Source organism: Infirmifilum lucidum, assembly GCF_014876775.1.
Lineage (GTDB): Archaea > Thermoproteota > Thermoprotei > Thermofilales > Thermofilaceae > Thermofilum > Thermofilum lucidum.
The window spans coordinates 1,119,100-1,136,731 of record NZ_CP062310.1 but is presented as its reverse complement, the minus strand read 5'-3'; the positions used below and the strand labels follow the sequence as shown (position 1 = coordinate 1,136,731).

Sequence of the window (17,632 nt, the reverse complement as noted above, 5' to 3'; positions counted from 1 at the left end):
TTGCTTTAGCAACCTGGGCTTTCTCTCTGGTGAGTTCCTTCTTCTTCTCCATGAAGAGAGACGTTCTCTGCCGCCCTCCCATTTTCTACACCCATGTGCCTAATTATTCAGTAGTATTTAAAGACATTTCCAGGACTACTCTACAGCAACCCAGTACGCCATTTTCCCTCTTCTCTCCTCTTTAACTTTCCCCTCCCGTAACAGAAGCCTCAAGACATAGAAGACCTGGCTATGGGAGAGCCCTAAATCCTTCACTATTTCAACAGTGGGTATAGGACCGTGCTTCTTCAGGTAGTCGTGTATGAGCTTTTTCCTCTCAATTATCTTGTCCGTGACCTTCCTCGGCATTTTATTTCACCAGATTTCATTGTTTATCCGCGTATTAAAACTTTATTTTGTCAAACGATTGATTGATTTTGTATTCATCGTTTTACAAACAGAATTAAATGTAAGTTTATTAAAATGAGCTCTACTCGCCTAGCAAGCGTGAAAGCGCCGGGTACATCTCTAAAGCGCGCTCGCTTGCCAGTATTGAATAGTACTGTATTGTTATACCGACGAGCAGTAAGATCCCAGTGCCCCCTCCCATGACTCTTAGTAGGTCGCTTGTTACGGCGATTAGGCCTATCAGTATGCTGCTAAGAATGGTCAGGCTCCATATATAGCGCCTGAGCACATTTGCTATGATTTTCTCGCTCTTTCTGAACCCGGGTATATGGAGTTGAGCCTTGACGAGCTGCTCAGCCTGGCTCTCGGGATCCATGCCAGAGGTTACTATCCAGGCAACGCCAAAGAGAACTGCGAAAGAAATGTAGAGTAAAGCGTATACTGCCACGTGTACTGGGTCGTAGAAAACCGAGAATATGGATCTAGGCGGAGTGATGTAGTAGACTAGACTGCCTGGTAACGGAACTGGGCCGTTTTGTGTGTAGTTAAACTTGGCGATAACGTTGAGATAGGGGTTCGTGTTTCCTGGATTCAACCTAGGCCAGAGTGCTTGTGTTATCATTACTATGTTGGCATAGAGTGCGCCAACTAGTATCACGGGCATTACAGACACGTACAGGAGCTTTAGGGGTATCCGCGTACGCATGCCACTAAACCTCGCGCTGGATACCGGTATTGTGACTTTGGTGCTCTCAAGATATGCTAGGAATAGTAGTAGTGCAACCATTGAGGCAAAACCTACTAGATCTGGATAGCCTGTGGGTCTGAGTATTGCATAGTGTAGCAGGGTGGCATTCCCCGTCGTGACAAAGTTAACGACTCCCACTATTAGAGACGGGAAGAGGCCGTAGTAGAGTCCATCGGCGAGTGGCCCTATTGGGCTAAATAGTTCCCAGAATATTTGCTGTGCTACCCCGGCGGCTATGAAGAGACTTACTGCGCTCCCAACCCCCCACCCCTTCTCAAGCATGTCATTCATTAAAATTACGAATATGCTCGCAACAAACAGCTGAATGAACACTAGGGCTTGCTGTGTAGGAGTAAGGAATCCGTAAACACCGCCGTAGATATACGCGAAGGCTTCAAGCGCAGCGAAAAGTATAGCCGTGAGCTTTTGAAGGCCAGCAAAGGTTCTCCTTCCCTCTCTGCTCGTTAGATCTATGTTCACAATCTTGCTACCTACTAGTAACTCCCAGATAATTCCAGAAGTAACTATCGGCCCTATACCAAGTTCTATTAGTGTGCCTCTCTTGGAGGCCATTACTATGCGTAAGAACTCAAGCGCCCCGATAGTTCCCTGAGTCTGCCTGGGTATGCCATAGAGCGGAACCTGCCCCATCAGGAAGTATGCAATTAACACCAGTCCAGTCCAGAAGAGCCTCTCCCCGAGGCTCGGCTTCCTAGAGGGTCGTTCCACCTCTGGGAGTATCCTGAAGAGTACCGATAAACGGTCGTAGACGCTCAATTGGCTTCACCAGGTCTTATGACTTTACCCCCGGCTGCAACGATCTTGGCTACCGCTTGCTCAGTCGCTTTGTGAACAGACACCACTATCTTCTTAGTCACCCTTCCTCTCCCTGTAAGCTTGTTCACGCCTAGGAGCGCAAGATCAATGTAGAAGCCGTCTTCGCTTTTAGTGGCAAGACCTAGCTCTACCAGCTTGTCTATCTTTTCGTCTAACTCACCTACATTCAGGGATGAGTACCTTGTAACCAGAGATGGGTGGCGGGTGAAGCCGTGCTTACCGTACCAGTCTGGAGCATTCTTTAGGATCCAGCTCCACTTGTGCTTGTGGTAGCCAACACGGCCACGCCCTCCTTTTCTCCCGCTTCTCCTGTGTTGGGCCACACGACCCCAACCGTGTGTCCTGCTACCCCGGTAGTACTTGCTCTTCTTTTCGCGGCGTCTAACCAACTCGACACACCTTGATGGATTTTATAAGAGCCTTTTTTAAGCCTATCTCTACATGCTCAGGGTGCAGTAGATGGAAAACCTGTTCCTAGAGCACCTACAACATTCTAAGTATGAGGTCGTTTACAGCCTCTCCTCTGTAGCCTGCCTCTCCTCCAGCTTTAAAGTTCTTTTTTATTGTCCCTTTAAAGCCGCCAGAGGGTGGGCGGAGACGGAAGACAGGTTTAAGCCCAGGCACCTCGTCCAACTTTACCCTGCCTTCGAGGAGTGCGTCTGCAAGCGCCTCGAAGCTCTCATATCCAATACTCTTAAGGTATTCAAGCGTTAGCCTTTTATTCCCAGCAATTCTTCCTCGCTTCTTGAGCAATTCCACTAAGACGTCTCTTCTTATCTCGCCGTACGTGACTGCGCTGTTAAGGGTCTTCTCAAGCATGCCTCTAATGGACGGAGTGTCGGGCACGAGTGTTGCGTGATAGGTTTTGTGCAGCCTCAGAAGCCCTAGCGCCTTTTCCTCCTCAGGTGCTCGATCAGGTCGTCCTCTCAACCTTATGACAAACAACAAGGCCATACGTCTCACCAGTTGTCAGGCGAATGGAACTTATACGTTTGTTTTAATGCCTCGTATACAGCCTTAGCCATGTTGTGTGTAGTACGAGTTTCCCCAAAAGATCTGGACCACACATCGCTTATCCCGGCTAGTCTAAGCACTGTTTTAGCTACGTCAGAGGCTACAATACCGACTCCCTTTGGAGCTGGTAAAAGTACAACACGCACACTGCCACTTTTACCTTCAACCTTAAAGGGCACGCTATGCAGTTCTCCGCACAAGCACTCCCAGCTACCACAGCCTCTTCTAACGGGAATTATGTTTAGTTTAGCTCTCTTTACAGCCTTGTCTATAGCTGTACCTATATGTCTCGACTTACCCATGCCTACTCCTATATAGCCGTTTTCGTTCCCGACAGCCACAGTCACTTGGTACTGGCTTACTTCACCCGAGTCTGTCTGCCTCTGAACGAAATTAACGTTTAGAACTTCGAATTTGAGGTCTGGAAGCAGGGTGTCTATGATCTCGACTTCCCTTATGGGGAGATTTCTGGCAAATATTTCATCTATCGACCTTATTTTACCCTCTGCTACCATTCTCCCAACTTGAGTTCTGGGAACCCAGTTGCCAATCGACACTAGAGTCACCTCTAGACACCTATATTGGATGCATTAAATACCTTTTCATGAAAAAGCCCTTAGGATGTTCTCTCTTACTTCCTCGAAGTGTCTAGGTAGATCTTCAGGACTAAGACCCTTCGCGAGGTACTCTGAGAAACGCCTGTGATATTCTTCAGGATCCTGTTCCCGGAGTAGTCTTGAGTATAGAGCTATATGTTCACCCTTTATTCTATCGTCTCCTGGGAAAATCTCTTCACTTGCCGGAACGCTAAGGCCTGCATCGATAGCTCCCTTAGCTGCCGCGAAAACTCTACCCCCTCTTGTCGGTCTGTGCAACCCTATATCTAGCACTGCCTCGTTTACGCCATTCTTCTTGGCCTTCAAAGCAGCAAGCATGCCGAGCAGGTATACAGCCGGCGTGTTCTTTAATCCCCCCTTCCAGCCATATTTTAGTAATTCTCTTGAGTGCGCGGAAGCCAGAGTTATGTCTCCCCTAGGATCAGCCTTTATGACCTGGACAATCGCGGTTCGTGAGAGAATCCTGACGACAAGCCGGGGCTTCCTGGAAAGTATGAGCTTCCTCCTTTTGTAGTAATTTGTTTTACCTTCTCGACGCCGCTTTAGCGGAACCTTGTATGTTGATCCTCTAGCCACTCTGGTTCACCTTTATTAGCTTGTGTTCAGAAAGGTACAACTTGAGGTGTGCCACGCTTCTAAACACTCCGCCCTTTATTAACTTGTAAACTCTCCAGAAATTTTTGCTGTCAATCAACCCTTTGCTCTTCAGGGCTTTGAGGAATCTTCTCTGAGCTCTCACCCTTGCTATCCACACTCTCTTCTCATCGACTCTTGGACCTTTCCTACTCCCTGGACCCCTACCCCTTTTCTTTTTAAGCCTTCTAAGCCTATGCCTGCCACGGGACGGTGTGGATGGTGGTAGGGCTTTTATTATACCTTCTTTGATTAGCCGCCTAACATCCTCTCGGCTTATGGCGGCAGCTACGTCGTCTAAGCGCGTAGGGTCGACCCAAATCCTGCTCTCCCCAACGCCGAGCACCTCTGATGCAAGCCTGCGGGCTACACTTACATCCATCACTACGCACCCCCTGCATTAAGTATGCGGATACCCTTTTCCTCCGCCTTTTTAATTATTTCGATTCTCTTACGCCTAGCAACAGTTGACGCAATTCTAACGGCCTGCCTGGAGGGGTCTATTTTCTCGAGCTCTTCTACCGTGTGCACGATAACCTCTTCGAACCCAGAGGGGTGCAGGCCGCGCACCACAGCTGGACCACGATAGCCAACCTTCACAAGTGGCGGGAAACCTTTTCGCTGCAACCTTATCTTGTTGTCGAGGCTTCGCCTAGGGCTACGCCAGCTATCCTTAAGTCTTTTCAGCCTCCACGAGTTCATGCGTATGAACCTGGGCCTTAGGCTGTTAATCTCTGCACGGAGTTTAAGCATCTTCCGTTCTTCAGGGGAAAGGGCTGGCTTTACCTTCTTTGTTTCTCTCTCAGCACCAGGCTGTTTCTCCTCGCTCATTTCCTAACCCCCTTCAGTACACATAGGCGAGTAGCACTCCGCCTAGACCCCTGCTCTGTGCCTCGCGGTGGTTCATCACGCCCTGTGGCGTTGAGATAATAAGTATGCCGACGTCCCTGGAGGGCAGGAACTGTTGCTCCCACTTTACGTATTCATCCTTCTTGACGGAGAACCTCGGCTTAATGGCGCCGCATTTGTTTATCCTACCATGTAGCTTCACAACTATTTTTCCGCCTCTCCCGTCGTTAACGAACTCGAAGTCCTCGATGTAACCACTCTGTTTCATGACGTTGAGTACACGTGCTATTAGTTTCGAGGCAGGGTATACGACGCACTCGCGGTGACCCTTGACCTCGTTATTGTAGATCGTCGCCATAGCATTAGCAAGTGTATCCATCATCATTGTAAACCACCTACGAGTACTTCTTGAACCCTATTTCTTCGGCCACCTCGCGGAAGCACCTGCGGCAGAGGTTTAAGCCGTATATTCTGATGACCGCTTCGTGAGTCCCGCACCTGATACACCTCCTACTACCTTTCCCGTACTTGCGCTTTTTTGGAGGGTGAAGCTTGGCCATAACTAACTACCCACCTCTTTTTGCCCTAATAACCTGCACTCCTAAAACTTTTTCTAAGTATGCTATCGTCTCCTCCCTAGTAACTCGGTGCCTATAACCGATCTTTGATCTCTTTCTTCTCCTCCGCGCTATGCGATAGCCAGGCCTCTCGAGTGCAACTATCACGTCAAAACCGAATATTCCTACTTCTGGATCGTACTTCACGCCGGGCAGGAGTATGTGTTCCTTGACACCAAAAGCGAAGTTGCCGTGCTTATCGATGCTCCTCTCATTTATCTTGTAGTCGACTGCTGCAAGCGCCCGTTTCAGGAAATTTATTGCTTTTTCTCCTCGAAGTGTGACCATGACAGCAATGTTTTCACCCTTCTTGACTCCAAACTCTTTGATAGACCTCCTAGCACGTCGTAACGACGGCTTCTGGCCTGTTAATTCCTCAAGGAGCTTTGCCGCTTTAGCAAGCCTTTCTCCGCTCTCGCCAACACCTATGTTGACTACAACCTTACCTATAAAGATCCTACGCATCAGATGGCCAGCCTCCATGACGGGGACACCCTTCATACGCATCACCCAATAGTCACTAGAGGCTTTTCGGTGCCTACAGGAAGAATGTACTCAAGCTTGGTTCTTGCCGTCTCTCCTTGATCATTCTTTAAGACCACGAGTGCGTCTTTGCGCTTAAATACCTGTTGTATGGATTCAATCCTACCGACAAAACCCACGTGGCGCCCATCGGTTACGGCTGCGAGCACGCCTTCCCTGAGTGGAACGTGTTGAACGATAGACTGTTTAGGAATGGTTATTAGTAGAGAGTCAAATGTCCTCACGTTAAGGCCCCCTTCACCTGGCTTGGGTAGTAGGATGTTTCTCCCATCGTGGAGCGTGAGCTGGATACTGCCCCCTCTTACTGACTGTTTTCGAATGACTTTTAACAGCTTGTAGCCAGCTTCTTCCTGTGGTATTTCAACAAGTTTCAGCTTCTTTATAGCGTCAGGCACTACTCGGTAAAACTTTCCTTCAGGGATAACATGAATAATATCCATGAGGCCTACCGGGAACTTGTAGTCTGTAATGACACGCCCATCTATCGAGATCTTTCTCTCGTTCAGGATTCGACGGGCTTCCCTCATTGAAGTTGCGTAGCCCAGGATATCCCGCACTACTATGCCGAGCGGTATGCTCTTGAAGAGGGGGTGCGGGCCGGGGCTCGGCTTAACGGTCCACGCGTGCTCCTTCCTGCTTATAGGCCAGAAGGGGGGCGCGATGGATCTTCTCAGATGTCTGAGCGAGCTCCTAATCTTACGCGTCATTGCCCACCACCGACTTTACGTTTCTCAACAAGCTCCCTTCTACGTTTATCCGATAAATCTAGCTCCACGACAATGACCTTAGATGGATGGATTGGATAAGGAACCTCTGTTCCGTCAGCCTTGCGCAACACAGCCCCCTCAACGTATATACGTTCTCTCTTGGTGTTGACCCCTGTGACTCTCCCTTCATGCCCCTTAAAAGAGCCGCGAACGATGAGTACTTTGTCCCCTTTCCTCACCCGTATCCTCTTTATGCCAAGCTTTTCCTGGAGCTCTTTTGAGAGAGGCGCTACTATCCTCTTAGACCTAACATGGAGCGGGGCATTGTACACTTCCCTCTTTCTCACCTTTGAGGGTTTCGATGAGACGGCACGTTGCATACTATCCCAGCTAGCTTATCAAGATGTGTTTATAAACTTTCTCAAACAGAACGCAATTAGGGCGACTCCAGCTAGTGCGCGCTTCTGAGCTCTTCCTCTATCGACTCTTGTAGAACCTTCTTGAGGACGTCTAGCGGTACCCTGTTTATTCCTAAGTACTCGACCTCAGGTACCTGGGGTAGTGCTATTTGGGTTGTTCTGCCTTTCCCGTCCATGCTACTGACCCGCGTGTCGATCAATCCCTTGTTCTTCAACACTTGAACCCTCTCCCAGATGCTTGTGTGTTTCAGCGGCTTAATGCCGTAGTTGTTGCAGAGGTCTTCGTATTCAAATTCCACGTCCCCGATACTCACGTAGGCTTTATCTCTCTCCATAAGTAGGATGTTCGTTATTGCTAGGAGTAAAATCTTCTCGTGCAATTGGAGTTTCTCGATTTCTTCCTCGTCGAATGGTGTGGGCAATATACCCTGGTTGAGAACTTCGCGCACATCCTCTGGGAGAACAACTCCCCGACCTAAGTTCTCTGCCCTCAAAGCCGCGTAGTATAGAGTCTTTAGAGCCATTCGGGCGTCCCCCCAACCCCCTCGTTGATGATCGTACCCAAAGGTATTCGCGATCATCTCAATTACTTCGCTACCGACAGCCCCAGGCCTCATAGCTCCTTCCTTCTCTACCCGATACCAGAGAATATCGGCCAATTGTTTAGAGCTGTAAGGGTTAAAGCGTATAACAGTAGACGAAAGAGAGCTCCTTACACCTACATTGGATATACTCTCAGTACTCACCTGGAAGTCCCGGAAAATTACAATTAGCCCTATTCCCACATTTACATCGCTTAGGAGTTCCCCCACCCTAGTCAAGACGTATAGAACTTCCTCGCCTTCCTTCTGCCGAACAAGCATATCAGCCTCGTCGACTACGAGAACAAGGTTTGACCCACTCCTGGAGAGAGTTTGGAACGTGTACGCGATTACCTCGTGTGTGGAGAACCCCTTCCGCGGGAAACGCAGGCCGACATCCTCCCCGATCTTCCTGAAAACCGAGAACTTGGATCTAAGCTCGTATGCATTAACGTAACTCGTCGTAAGCGGGGGAAATTTACCCAAAGAGGCATGTTCGCTAAGCGACAAGAGTATTCTCTTTGCGACAGCAGTCTTCCCGGTTCCCGTGGGCCCGTCATAAATAACCGTCTTGGTTAGGCCCTTCTCCCCCCGTATTATCGGGTAGAAATGCTTGAGAGTCTCTTTAACCTCGCTCTCCCTGTGCGGCAAGAAAACCGGAACATACTCGCTACTCATCTTTCTGTGATCCAATACGATTCTGGATAGTGGTGAATGCCCTGGGCCATGCATAGCGTCCTCCGGTTACAGTAGAACACACTCATCGCCCAGAATTAAGCGTTACTTTTTCCCGATTCCTCCTGTATGTTTACGCGCCTCATCAGCACAACATTTTATAAAACTAGGGATCAGAATACCTTGAGAGTTAAAACAAGTATACCGTTGAAAAACTCTATGTACGCGTCAGCACTCCCTCCAGTGCACTCCTGGAGACACTCCCGTATCAGATAGTAGTATTCTTGGCGCCAGCCCTCACGGGACCTTAACCTAACAGAGACCTTTCTGAACCTAATATTGCTCCCACACATCCTCGAGCAAAGCCTTTTAAGGCCTTCCTCAAGGTTAGGCTTTGCTTCTTCACTTAGGAGAACATAGCGCGCTGAAACCAAGTTTCTTACTGGGAATCTCCCCAAGATCCTGCTAACGGCATTCAGGTCTAGAGTCGTTTTTATACAGATCCTGTTGTTAACAGTGCTGTAGTCAACGCTATTATCGTATGGGAAGAGTAGATCCAGTAGATCGCGCAAGACTGCCCTCTCATGGCCCCTTGCGGCCGAGACTATGAGCCTGCAACCTACTTTGCCATGCTCCATTTTTCTCTGCTCATCTTCTCAATACTGTCAATTAAAACTTCAACTCCCAGTCCTGGGCGGCTTGGGACTTCAATCGTCCCTCTAGCTGTTAGGATCCATGGGGGCTCAACTATGTCCTCTTCCCAGTACCTGTCACTTGCCGAAATATCATTTGGGTAGTTTACAGCCGCATGAGAAGCGAGAGCCACAAGGAAGGCTCTACCTATACCAGTCTCGAGCATCCCTCCTATCCACGCTCCAAGTCCTAGTTTCGGTGCAGCCTCAAGGATTTCCCTTGCAGCTATGACGCCCCCCACGCGCGAGGGCTTTACGTTTACAATCTCTAGAGAGCCAAGCATCCACCCGACTACTAAGTCTTGTAGCGATTTAATGCTCTCGTCCAGGCAGATCGGCGTTGAAATCTTTCGGGAGAGTATACTGTGCGCCAGGAGGTCGTCCCAGGCTAGTGGTTGCTCGATCATCAGTAACCCGTGCTTGTCTAGTTCCCGGAAGAGCCTGATGTCCCTAAGCGAGTAGGCGCCGTTTGCGTCGACTTGAAGTGGGATATCCCCAAATTCTCTCTTAATGGCTTCGACAGGCTTGAGGTCAAACCCGGGCTCTATCTTTATCTTTATGCGCTGGTAGCCTTCTTCCACCCTTCTTCTCACTTCACTTAGGAGTTCATCGATAGTGGGTTTTATCCCAATACTGACTCCTGACACTATTTCTCTCCTGTCGCCACCGAGAAGATCCGCGATAGGAACTCTCCTGAGACGGGCAAATAGATCTACTAGGGCTTCTTCAACCGCTGTTTTCGCCATGGGATAGCCTCTCACGCGTGATACGATTCTCTGAAAGTCCTCGGGTCTTTGGATCTCAGACTCGAGGAGCAAGGGGATGATGAATTTCCTCAATACTAGTAGAGAGACATCGTATGTCTCGTAGCTGTACCACGGGCCCCACTCTGCGACAAGTTCTCCCCAGCCCTCCTCTCCGCCTTTCTCCTCGACTCTGACTAAGACGACTGGACGTGCGAGGAGAGAGCCGAAACTGGTTCTAAACTCTCCTTTAAGCTTCATTTCGAGGAAATACACGTCAACTTTCCTTATCTCCAAGGGTACTCACCTCTAAGTATCTCTTCAAGAGGGCTCCTGGCGAGTAAGTAGAAGTTATGTCTCTCCCCCTCCTCTACGAGAGGTACATGCTCCACTACTATGTACCCATTCCTTAAGAGGTTTTGGATAGCTTCGCGGAACATGATCTTCCACTTTAGGGCACACTCGAAACACTTAGCCCTGAGAGCATTTATGTCTCCGGGGAACTCGAGGAGGACGAGATCCTTCGAGAAGTCCTGGAGAATCTTGAGCGGGGTAATTATGCCCTCCCTCTTTTCCGTGGCTATAAACGGGTATGCTACATCCTTTACCTCGTCGTATGTCGGGGGCCTGTCTCTCCCGCTTATCCGACCCTCTACTCTCTTGCTCGTTATCCACCACTCAACCTTGAAGCGGTCTGTGGGTAGCCCAATGTTTATTCCATCTGTTATTTCTCCATAGTAGTTCTCGTAGAACTTTCTGGAGATAACTCCAAGCTTGCCGAAGTTGAAGCGTGCATTCAAGCCTTGGTGTGGGTCGAAAGTCCAGACGACAAGATTGTAGCCACGCTTCATGCTCCACTCTCTTTGATGGAGCTTTAGCTCAAACGCAATGTTCTTGCCGCGGTACTCCTTGAGGACGCCTAGCATGTGCGAGTAGTGGTAGTACCCGTACTCTCGGTCGTAGCCTATGAAGCCCAGTACAAAACCTACAACGCGCCCATTGTGTATCGCGACCTCGAGAAAACCTCCATTGTCCACTATTGCCTTCATCACGTGAGGGGGCACAGCCTCTGTGTAGTCCGGCATCGACCACGCGTCCTTCATGACGTCCATAATTTGTCTAAAAAGGGAGGGGTCTGAGGGTACTACGAACTGGATACCTCCGTTGCTCATCCAGTTGTACTCTTCGAAAACTCTAAATTAAAAGGATATTGCCTCCTGCGTTGGATGGGAAAAGGGAAGTCAAGCCCTGACGATGTCTTTATATCTCTATTTGAGACTTTTCCAGCTGAGAGGCCGGGGTGGCCGAGTGGACCAAGGCGGCGGACTTGAGTCTATCCCAGGAAATCCGTTGCCCTCCTGAGGGTGCCCGGGTTCGAATCCCGGCCCCGGCGCTCAATTTGCTTTTAGCCGATCACTGTTTTCGTAGAAAGAGCTGATGGGGTGGGGCAGCGTTCCTCTAAAGCTCTTCGAGCTTGTTATCCTCTTGCCTACTAGAAAGCCGACCTCTTTGGCGAGCTCTTCTAGCGCAGTAACAGGCCCCATGGCTTTCCCGACTCTCAGGCTCGCTCTATCCAGGGCTTGTAGGAAAACGAGGTGCCATTGTGTGTAGCGAAAAGGCTCCAACTAGCGAGAATGATGGATGCGGGCTATGAGGATTTTTAGAGGGTGGTGATGGCGAAAAAGATATTTATTTCTGCCTTCTTTACCGCACAGGTCATATGTCTAGTGAGTTCCGGTACATTGTAAGGGTTGCAGGAGTAGACTTGCCGGGTGATAAAGCCCTAGCTTATGCTCTAGCTGACATAAAGGGAGTGGGCGTAAACACGGCCTATGCAGTTTTAAGGAAACTGGGTTTTGATCCCCACAGATTACTCGGCACTCTCACAGAGGAGGAGGTCGAGAAGATTTCCAATGCGCTAAAAAACGTTGAGGCGCTAGGTTTGCCCGACTGGATGCTCAACAGGAGGAGAGACCCTATCACAGGCGCTAGCAGCCACTTAATAACCTCTGATCTTCTGCTGACAGTTAGAGGCGACATAGAAGCCATGAAGAAGATTAAGAGCTACAAGGGCATTAGACACATGTTGGGTCTAAAGGTTAGAGGACAGAGGACGAGAACAACAGGCAGAACAGGCTTGACAGTAGGAGTAAGGAAGGGGGCTTCGAAAAAACAGCAAGAGAAGAAATAGGGGTGGTCAAATGGGCGATCCTAAGAAGCCGAGGAGAAAGTGGCAGGGACCGGGGCACCCGTGGAGGAAGGAAGTCCTAGAGGAGGAAATGCGCCTCTTAGGTGAGTACGGCTTAAGGAATAAACACGAGTTGTGGATTGCCAAGTCGTTACTTAGGGAGATTAGGGCTAGGGCAAGGAAGCTGTTGGCCTTACCCGAGGAGCAACGCCTCCCCCTTGAAAAGCCCCTAGTAGCACGTTTGTACAGGATGGGGCTGCTCCCCAGCGAGGATGCCTCACTTGACGATATCCTAAGCTTGAACGTACGACACGTGCTGGAGAGAAGGCTACAAACAATAGTATACAGAAAGGGCCTGGCGTCCAGCATCTACCATGCTAGGCAACTGATAACGCACGGCCACATAGCAATCGGCGGTAGGAGAGCCAGGAGCCCTGGGTATTTAGTGCCGCGAGACGAGGAAGAACTTATAGGCTTCTACCCCTTATCGCCCTACGCTAGACGTGTTGAACAAGTTAAGTCTGGTGAGTAAGTATGGCGGAAGCTGAGAAGGAGCAGAAACCAAAGGAGCAGAGAGAAGCGAAGCACAGAAGCGATGTTGGCATTGCTTGGATCTACGCTAGCTACAACAACACAATTATTCACATCACAGACATCTCCGGATCGGAGACAATAGCCATAGCATCCGGGGGGCAGGTCGCAAAGGCCGATAGGGACAAGCCCTCCCCCTGGGCAGCCATGCAGGCAGCAATGAAAGCCGCGAAAATCGCACTAGACAAGGGTATAAGGGTTGTACACGTCAAGGTAAAGGCTCCTGGAGGTTATGGTGCAAAAACTCCAGGCCCTGGAGCGGGGCCCGCAATCCGAGCTCTAGTGCGTGCTGGACTCATTGTTGACCGTATTGAGGACGTCACCCCGCTGCCGACGGACACTATTAGAAAACCGGGTGGGCGTAGAGGAAGAAGAGTGTAAGGAGCTCAGACCGGAAACCTTTTCTTCACTCATCAGAGCTGCAATGGTTCATCATGTCCACTTTTTCAGAAGCACGATACTAGAAATTCTTTTTGGTGGCACAGCGCTATACTATTTAGTAAGCATGGCTTAAGAATTAGGTGGAGTAGGCTTGCCGTGGCTTGGGATAAGAGCTGAGTGCACAGCTGAGGAGGAGTTTGAGCGGTACCTCAAGGAGTACGGCTACAGTTTCACGAAGAAGTTCGAAATAGAGGTTTTAGTGGGGGGTACGTGGGAAAAATTTAAGGTGTATGAGGTTCTCGGCTTCGTCGAGAGCGCTGCGGAGATACTGGCAGAGGCCTTTAACTGTCCTGCTCTAGAGAGCGGGCCTCATCTGGTTTTAGGCGAGGTCTCAGCTAAGCTCTGGGACGAGGCAGTGAAGATAGCCCTACCTGATGGGAAATCCTACGTAGTGCCTGTTTACACGTATGATGGATTTCTCGACCTAAGAATGCCTACATCTAAGGTGAGAGGACTAAAGGGGCAGATCATTGTAGGAGGAAGAGTCTTTGAGCTACCCCTTGGCGAGGAGGACTTTCAGCGGATAATGTTACTAGATAAACGCGTGCGGGAAAAACTCGAGAAAGCAATAGCAATATACGGGTATGAGAAAGTCATCGATAGAAAACTCCTTGAGAAGCTTAAAGAGGAAAAAGCAGGAAGAAGTAGGGAGCAGACTGTAACATACGAAGTGGACTGGGATGCGGGAACAGTGTTGTGCATAGTTGATGGTAAGCTAACCTCTATGAACCTAACAAGGTTCGCGGTACTGCTGGCCCAACGGGAGCTGTACGGTGAGCTCGAGAAGTTTGTATCCATGCTAGACCCTGACATGCGTAGAGAAATAAAAGAGGCCCTAGAAGAGTTCTTTAATATTTTCAAAGGCTCACTGAAGTCTCCTGAAGAGCTGAAGAAAATTCTAGAGAAAATATAACATTGTCTATTTTCATGCTTCCAAAATGCAGGGTAGTATTTAAAGTATTGCTAGAAATCGATAAATATATGAGAAGGAATAATTAACTTGCAATGCCTCGGTTGGCTACCCGCACTCAAACAATAGTGAGTTCCCCGATAAGGAGAATAGCTGCCTTGCTTGACGAGGCAAGGCGTAAAGGAGATATAATAAGCTTTGGCGGGGGGGCACCGAGCCTACCTCCCCCGCAGGAAGTTGTCGAGTATATTGCGGAGGCCCTTAAACGCTACCCTCAGAAGACTGTGGCTTACGGGAGCACGCGTGGAATGATCGAGCTTAGAGAACTAATCTCGCAGGACTTGAAAAAATACTGGGGTGTATCGTACGATCCTCATGAGGAGATAATGATCGTCAACGGTGGAACAGAGGGAATATACCTGGCTCTTGGAGCCATTCTAGAGCCGGGAGACGAGGTTATCCTAATAGACCCGACGTATGTTGGTTATAGTGAGCCTATCCGGCTGTTCGGAGGACGCGTGAGGTATGTCCCCGTGCGCGTGGAAGAGGGATACCAGCCAAAAATCGAAGACTTGGAAAAAGTCGTCTCCCCCCTGACAAAGGCTTTCATCCTCCTATCCCCCGATAACCCTACTGGGCGAATAGTAACCGATAAATTCGTAAGTGACCTGGTAAGACTTGCCAAGGAGCACGATTTCTGGATCATTTTCGACGCAGTGTACAAACACATCACGTACGGCCGTCAAACGCCTTGGGTCGACGCCTACCCTGGTGCAAGGGAGAGAACGATAACTATCCACAGCTTTAGCAAGGAGGCCTCCATTCCAGGGTTTAGGCTGGGCTACGTGACCGGCCCACCCGAGGTAATAGAGGCGATGGAGAAGATTAAGCAGTATGTTTCGTTGGCGCCCGATACTCCCGGGCAGATAGCAATGATAAAGTTCTACGAGAACGGGATAAAGGAGCGCTATCTAAACGAAGTAGTTATACCTACGTATAGGAGGCGCCGAGATTTCATGTACAAAGCAATCCAGGAGTACCTGCCTGAGGCTAAGACAACGCTCCCAGAGGGGGCTTTCTACTTTTTCGTTGATCTAAGACCATACCTAGAGGCCATGGGTAGAGACGATGAAGAGTTCGCCAACCGCTTGCTCTATAGGAAGAGCGTCGTAGTGATACCTGGCAAGTATTTCGGTGAGATGGGTAAAGGGCATGTTAGAATGACTTTTGTCAGCGAGAGCGAGGAGAGAATAGAGGAAGGACTTAAGAGGATGAATGCCTACATTACTAGCTATCTCTAAGATATTCTCGCTTCCAAAATCTTCTTCTTTATTTCCTTAAGCGTATAAAGAAGTACTCCCAGTCGCGTGTCTCTACTGAATAGAACTGCCATGTAGCCTACTTCACCGAGTTTAACGTATATTATACCGGAGCCGTCAGGAGCATAAACAGCGATCCAGTCTGCCTCACCCTTCCCCAACTCTGTACTGGCTCTGTTACCCACTTCACTCAAAACTGCCGTCAAGGCAGCGACCTTCTCCTCTAAATCCTTGTCAGACAGGCTACTTAAGAGAGGTAGGCCATCGCTCGTGGCAACAACGAACCCTTCGAATCCTGCGACTTTTGTAACCGGCTCTATAAGTCTCCTCAATGCTTCGAGGTTTAGGCTCATTCAAACCACGATGATTTCCTAGCTTTAACAAGGATATATTCTTTTCATTTAAAAAAAGGTTGATCCGTGGATTCTCTCACGATTTCTACTATACGTTTTAACACCGTCAGGGCAGATGACCTATCATGTGTAACCAGCGGCATGACGCTCCCGGGACTAATCCCGAAGAGCTGGGCCACGATGCTGGGCTTTACACTATTTGGGAGGTCTTGCTTGCTCACGGCCACGACATGCGGGTAGTCTCCTAGACTCTTCATATACTCGTAAACTGCACGTGACCGCAATACGTGGAGCATAGACGTACCATCTACGATGAATATGTAACCATGCATGCCCGCCGAGAGAACCCTCCACATGAACTGTAAACGCGTCTGGCCAGGTGTACCAAAAAGGTACACATCTACACCATCTACGTTTGTCTTGCCATAGTCGAAGGCTATAGTCGTGTACTGTTTTACTTGTGACTCATATAGCGTAGATACAGGAACTTCCGTCGTCAATAAACTGCTAGTTGCAACGGTTTTTACAAAAGTTGTCTTCCCACTGGCATAGGGACCGCTAACGAGTATTTTTAGGTAGTTTCTTCGCGTCGACATAGCCGACACCGGCCATCCTTACGACGTCGTCCTCGTACTTCCTCAGGACGAGATGTATCAGTCCTAGGTTGGGGCGTGGCGTTGTCGAGAGCGCAATGAAGGAGCCGTTAACGGATGATATGATGACATGGCCTCCATTCTCAAACTCCACGTCGACGCGCTTAACGCGACTACCGAAAATGTCCCCGAGAGCGTCGAGGGATCCCAGCGCCGCGGCGGAGGCCACTGCCAGGAACTCGGCTTGAGACTGGTCGGGGGCTATGAAAGACACGGGTATTCCGTCCCGCCACGCAAACACTATCGACATGATTGCATCGTGCGTCTCCTTGATTATTTTCCCAAGGACACCTCGAATTTCGGTCTCCTTGTCCAGACTCATAGGTTCACCAATATTTTATTGTGACTTTGAAACAACACTCCTAAAATATCTATTTATCGTTTCTTTTATCGCCTCAAGCTTAGCCTCATCAATGCTTACACTGTCTTCGATTTCCAGTATGCCGTAGATAGAGAGGTCTTTCACGTCCCCAAGATAGAACACTTCAAGCCTCCTATCCCCCCTTATAAGTGAGACCCTCGGCGTACCAGAAATCCTTAACACTTCAAGCATCTTAGGGGGTTCCTCGCTAGGTTGGCCATAGCTCTTTACAACATACCCCTGCGACGTGATTATTCCAGCATACCTCACCTCGGGGAAGTGGAGTACAATCTCATTCAGATCCTTTATGGTTGCTGCCTCCACTTTCGCAAGTTGGGAGGGCCTGGGGTAAGAAACTGTACGTGCTGTCTCTCTCAACTCTCTGACCCCTCTCCTCTCGAGTACCGTTACTCTGCTTTCAAGGCTTGTTAAACGGGAATCTACACGCATCAAGCTCTCCTGTAAACTCTTCACTGAAGCACTAAGCTCGGCTACACTCGAGGATAGACCTCCTTGCGAGTCCTCTAGTTTCTCGGCTTTTTCCTCCAAGTGGCTAAGCTTCTCTAGAACCTCTCGAGGTGTACCGCCGTGTTGTATCATGCGGATAATGTATATGAAGGATATGAGGACGCCTATAGAGATGCCGAGTGAGAGAAAGGAGAGATAAATCAGTGGAGCCAGATAATCCCCCATGACCTGGGCTGGCGACAACAGGGCCTGTAGGTGACTTAACATGAGCGACACTAAATAAAAG

General features: G+C 49.3%; 26 protein-coding genes and 1 tRNA gene. 6 read left to right on the top strand and 21 right to left on the bottom strand.

Annotated elements, in window-relative coordinates:
- Window positions 1-135: 135 nt before the first annotated feature.
- The 17 genes from IG193_RS06445 to IG193_RS06365 all read right to left on the bottom strand — a co-directional run bounded on the left by IG193_RS06445 (window position 136) and on the right by IG193_RS06365 (window position 11,234).
- Complete coding sequence (locus tag IG193_RS06445) at window positions 136-348, bottom strand: FaeA/PapI family transcriptional regulator (protein ID WP_192818362.1); 213 nt, start codon at window positions 346-348, stop codon at window positions 136-138.
- A gap of 121 nt (window positions 349-469) precedes the next feature.
- On the bottom strand, window positions 470-1,912 hold the full coding sequence (gene secY / locus IG193_RS06440; RefSeq protein WP_192818361.1) for a preprotein translocase subunit SecY: 1,443 nt from the start codon (window positions 1,910-1,912) through the stop codon (window positions 470-472).
- Window positions 1,909-2,361: an uL15m family ribosomal protein gene (locus tag IG193_RS06435; protein ID WP_192818360.1), complete on the bottom strand. Its 453-nt coding sequence runs from the start codon at window positions 2,359-2,361 to the stop codon at window positions 1,909-1,911. The genes secY and IG193_RS06435 overlap by 4 nt, the downstream gene beginning before the upstream one ends.
- A 94-nt stretch (window positions 2,362-2,455) precedes the next feature.
- Complete coding sequence (locus IG193_RS06430; protein ID WP_192818359.1) at window positions 2,456-2,926, bottom strand: 50S ribosomal protein L30; 471 nt, start codon at window positions 2,924-2,926, stop codon at window positions 2,456-2,458.
- A gap of 5 nt (window positions 2,927-2,931) precedes the next feature.
- Window positions 2,932-3,543, bottom strand: a complete 612-nt coding sequence (locus tag IG193_RS06425; protein ID WP_225876062.1) for a 30S ribosomal protein S5 — start codon at window positions 3,541-3,543, stop codon at window positions 2,932-2,934.
- Between the two features lie 45 nt (window positions 3,544-3,588).
- Window positions 3,589-4,179: a 50S ribosomal protein L18 gene (locus tag IG193_RS06420; protein WP_192818358.1), complete on the bottom strand. Its 591-nt coding sequence runs from the start codon at window positions 4,177-4,179 to the stop codon at window positions 3,589-3,591.
- Window positions 4,172-4,618, bottom strand: a complete 447-nt coding sequence (locus tag IG193_RS06415; protein ID WP_192819757.1) for a 50S ribosomal protein L19e — start codon at window positions 4,616-4,618, stop codon at window positions 4,172-4,174. Before IG193_RS06415 ends, IG193_RS06420 begins: the two co-directional genes overlap by 8 nt.
- Before the next feature lie 2 nt (window positions 4,619-4,620).
- A complete protein-coding gene (locus IG193_RS06410; protein ID WP_192818357.1) occupies window positions 4,621-5,067 on the bottom strand; it encodes a 50S ribosomal protein L32e in 447 nt (148 codons plus the stop codon).
- Between the two features lie 13 nt (window positions 5,068-5,080).
- Window positions 5,081-5,470 (bottom strand): 30S ribosomal protein S8, encoded by a 390-nt coding sequence (locus IG193_RS06405; protein WP_192818356.1) that lies wholly within the window; start codon window positions 5,468-5,470, stop codon window positions 5,081-5,083.
- Window positions 5,471-5,480: 10 nt separating this feature from the next.
- A complete protein-coding gene (locus IG193_RS06400) occupies window positions 5,481-5,645 on the bottom strand; it encodes a 30S ribosomal protein S14 (RefSeq protein WP_192818355.1) in 165 nt (54 codons plus the stop codon).
- Window positions 5,646-5,651: 6 nt separating this feature from the next.
- On the bottom strand, window positions 5,652-6,203 hold the full coding sequence (locus tag IG193_RS06395; RefSeq protein WP_225876061.1) for a 50S ribosomal protein L5: 552 nt from the start codon (window positions 6,201-6,203) through the stop codon (window positions 5,652-5,654).
- A 5-nt stretch (window positions 6,204-6,208) separates the two neighbouring features.
- Entirely contained in the window at window positions 6,209-6,952 is a 744-nt protein-coding gene (locus tag IG193_RS06390) for a 30S ribosomal protein S4e (protein ID WP_192818354.1), read from the bottom strand.
- A complete protein-coding gene (rplX, locus tag IG193_RS06385; RefSeq protein ID WP_192818353.1) occupies window positions 6,949-7,332 on the bottom strand; it encodes a 50S ribosomal protein L24 in 384 nt (127 codons plus the stop codon). The genes IG193_RS06390 and rplX overlap by 4 nt, the downstream gene beginning before the upstream one ends.
- Window positions 7,333-7,403: 71 nt before the next feature.
- Window positions 7,404-8,684, bottom strand: coding sequence for a Cdc6/Cdc18 family protein (locus IG193_RS06380; protein WP_218042127.1), 1,281 nt, complete (start codon window positions 8,682-8,684; stop codon window positions 7,404-7,406).
- A gap of 116 nt (window positions 8,685-8,800) precedes the next feature.
- Window positions 8,801-9,265, bottom strand: a complete 465-nt coding sequence (locus IG193_RS06375; protein WP_192818351.1) for a hypothetical protein — start codon at window positions 9,263-9,265, stop codon at window positions 8,801-8,803.
- Window positions 9,247-10,359: an o-succinylbenzoate synthase gene (gene menC / locus IG193_RS06370; protein ID WP_192818350.1), complete on the bottom strand. Its 1,113-nt coding sequence runs from the start codon at window positions 10,357-10,359 to the stop codon at window positions 9,247-9,249. Before menC ends, IG193_RS06375 begins: the two co-directional genes overlap by 19 nt.
- The gene (locus IG193_RS06365; protein WP_192818349.1) at window positions 10,350-11,234 is read right to left on the bottom strand and encodes a GNAT family N-acetyltransferase; all 885 of its coding nucleotides are present in this window, start codon (window positions 11,232-11,234) and stop codon (window positions 10,350-10,352) included. The genes menC and IG193_RS06365 overlap by 10 nt, the downstream gene beginning before the upstream one ends.
- A 122-nt stretch (window positions 11,235-11,356) precedes the next feature.
- Between IG193_RS06365 and IG193_RS06360 the strand changes: the two genes are divergently transcribed.
- The 6 genes from IG193_RS06360 (at window position 11,357) to IG193_RS06335 (ending at window position 15,493) form a co-directional block, all read left to right on the top strand.
- Window positions 11,357-11,455 (top strand) — tRNA-Ser (locus tag IG193_RS06360).
- Window positions 11,456-11,782: 327 nt separating this feature from the next.
- A complete protein-coding gene (locus IG193_RS06355; protein ID WP_192818348.1) occupies window positions 11,783-12,253 on the top strand; it encodes a 30S ribosomal protein S13 in 471 nt (156 codons plus the stop codon).
- Between the two features lie 10 nt (window positions 12,254-12,263).
- The gene (locus tag IG193_RS06350; protein WP_192818347.1) at window positions 12,264-12,782 is read left to right on the top strand and encodes a 30S ribosomal protein S4; all 519 of its coding nucleotides are present in this window, start codon (window positions 12,264-12,266) and stop codon (window positions 12,780-12,782) included.
- Window positions 12,783-12,784: 2 nt separating this feature from the next.
- Window positions 12,785-13,222, top strand: a complete 438-nt coding sequence (locus IG193_RS06345; RefSeq protein ID WP_192818346.1) for a 30S ribosomal protein S11 — start codon at window positions 12,785-12,787, stop codon at window positions 13,220-13,222.
- A gap of 151 nt (window positions 13,223-13,373) precedes the next feature.
- The gene (locus IG193_RS06340; protein WP_192818345.1) at window positions 13,374-14,195 is read left to right on the top strand and encodes a hypothetical protein; all 822 of its coding nucleotides are present in this window, start codon (window positions 13,374-13,376) and stop codon (window positions 14,193-14,195) included.
- Between the two features lie 125 nt (window positions 14,196-14,320).
- Window positions 14,321-15,493, top strand: a complete 1,173-nt coding sequence (locus IG193_RS06335) for a pyridoxal phosphate-dependent aminotransferase (protein ID WP_225876060.1) — start codon at window positions 14,321-14,323, stop codon at window positions 15,491-15,493.
- On the opposite strand, the gene IG193_RS06330 is transcribed toward IG193_RS06335, so the two are convergent.
- The 4 genes from IG193_RS06330 to IG193_RS06315 are packed head-to-tail and all read right to left on the bottom strand — an operon-like array spanning window position 15,490 to window position 17,622.
- Window positions 15,490-15,864: a roadblock/LC7 domain-containing protein gene (locus IG193_RS06330; protein ID WP_192818343.1), complete on the bottom strand. Its 375-nt coding sequence runs from the start codon at window positions 15,862-15,864 to the stop codon at window positions 15,490-15,492. The two genes, IG193_RS06335 and IG193_RS06330, sit on opposite strands and share 4 nt — an antisense overlap.
- A gap of 44 nt (window positions 15,865-15,908) precedes the next feature.
- Window positions 15,909-16,460, bottom strand: a complete 552-nt coding sequence (locus IG193_RS06325; RefSeq protein ID WP_192818342.1) for a GTP-binding protein — start codon at window positions 16,458-16,460, stop codon at window positions 15,909-15,911.
- Window positions 16,423-16,839, bottom strand: coding sequence for a roadblock/LC7 domain-containing protein (locus IG193_RS06320; protein WP_192818341.1), 417 nt, complete (start codon window positions 16,837-16,839; stop codon window positions 16,423-16,425). Before IG193_RS06320 ends, IG193_RS06325 begins: the two co-directional genes overlap by 38 nt.
- Before the next feature lie 15 nt (window positions 16,840-16,854).
- Complete coding sequence (locus tag IG193_RS06315) at window positions 16,855-17,622, bottom strand: hypothetical protein (RefSeq protein ID WP_192818340.1); 768 nt, start codon at window positions 17,620-17,622, stop codon at window positions 16,855-16,857.
- Between the last annotated feature and the right edge of the window lie 10 nt (window positions 17,623-17,632).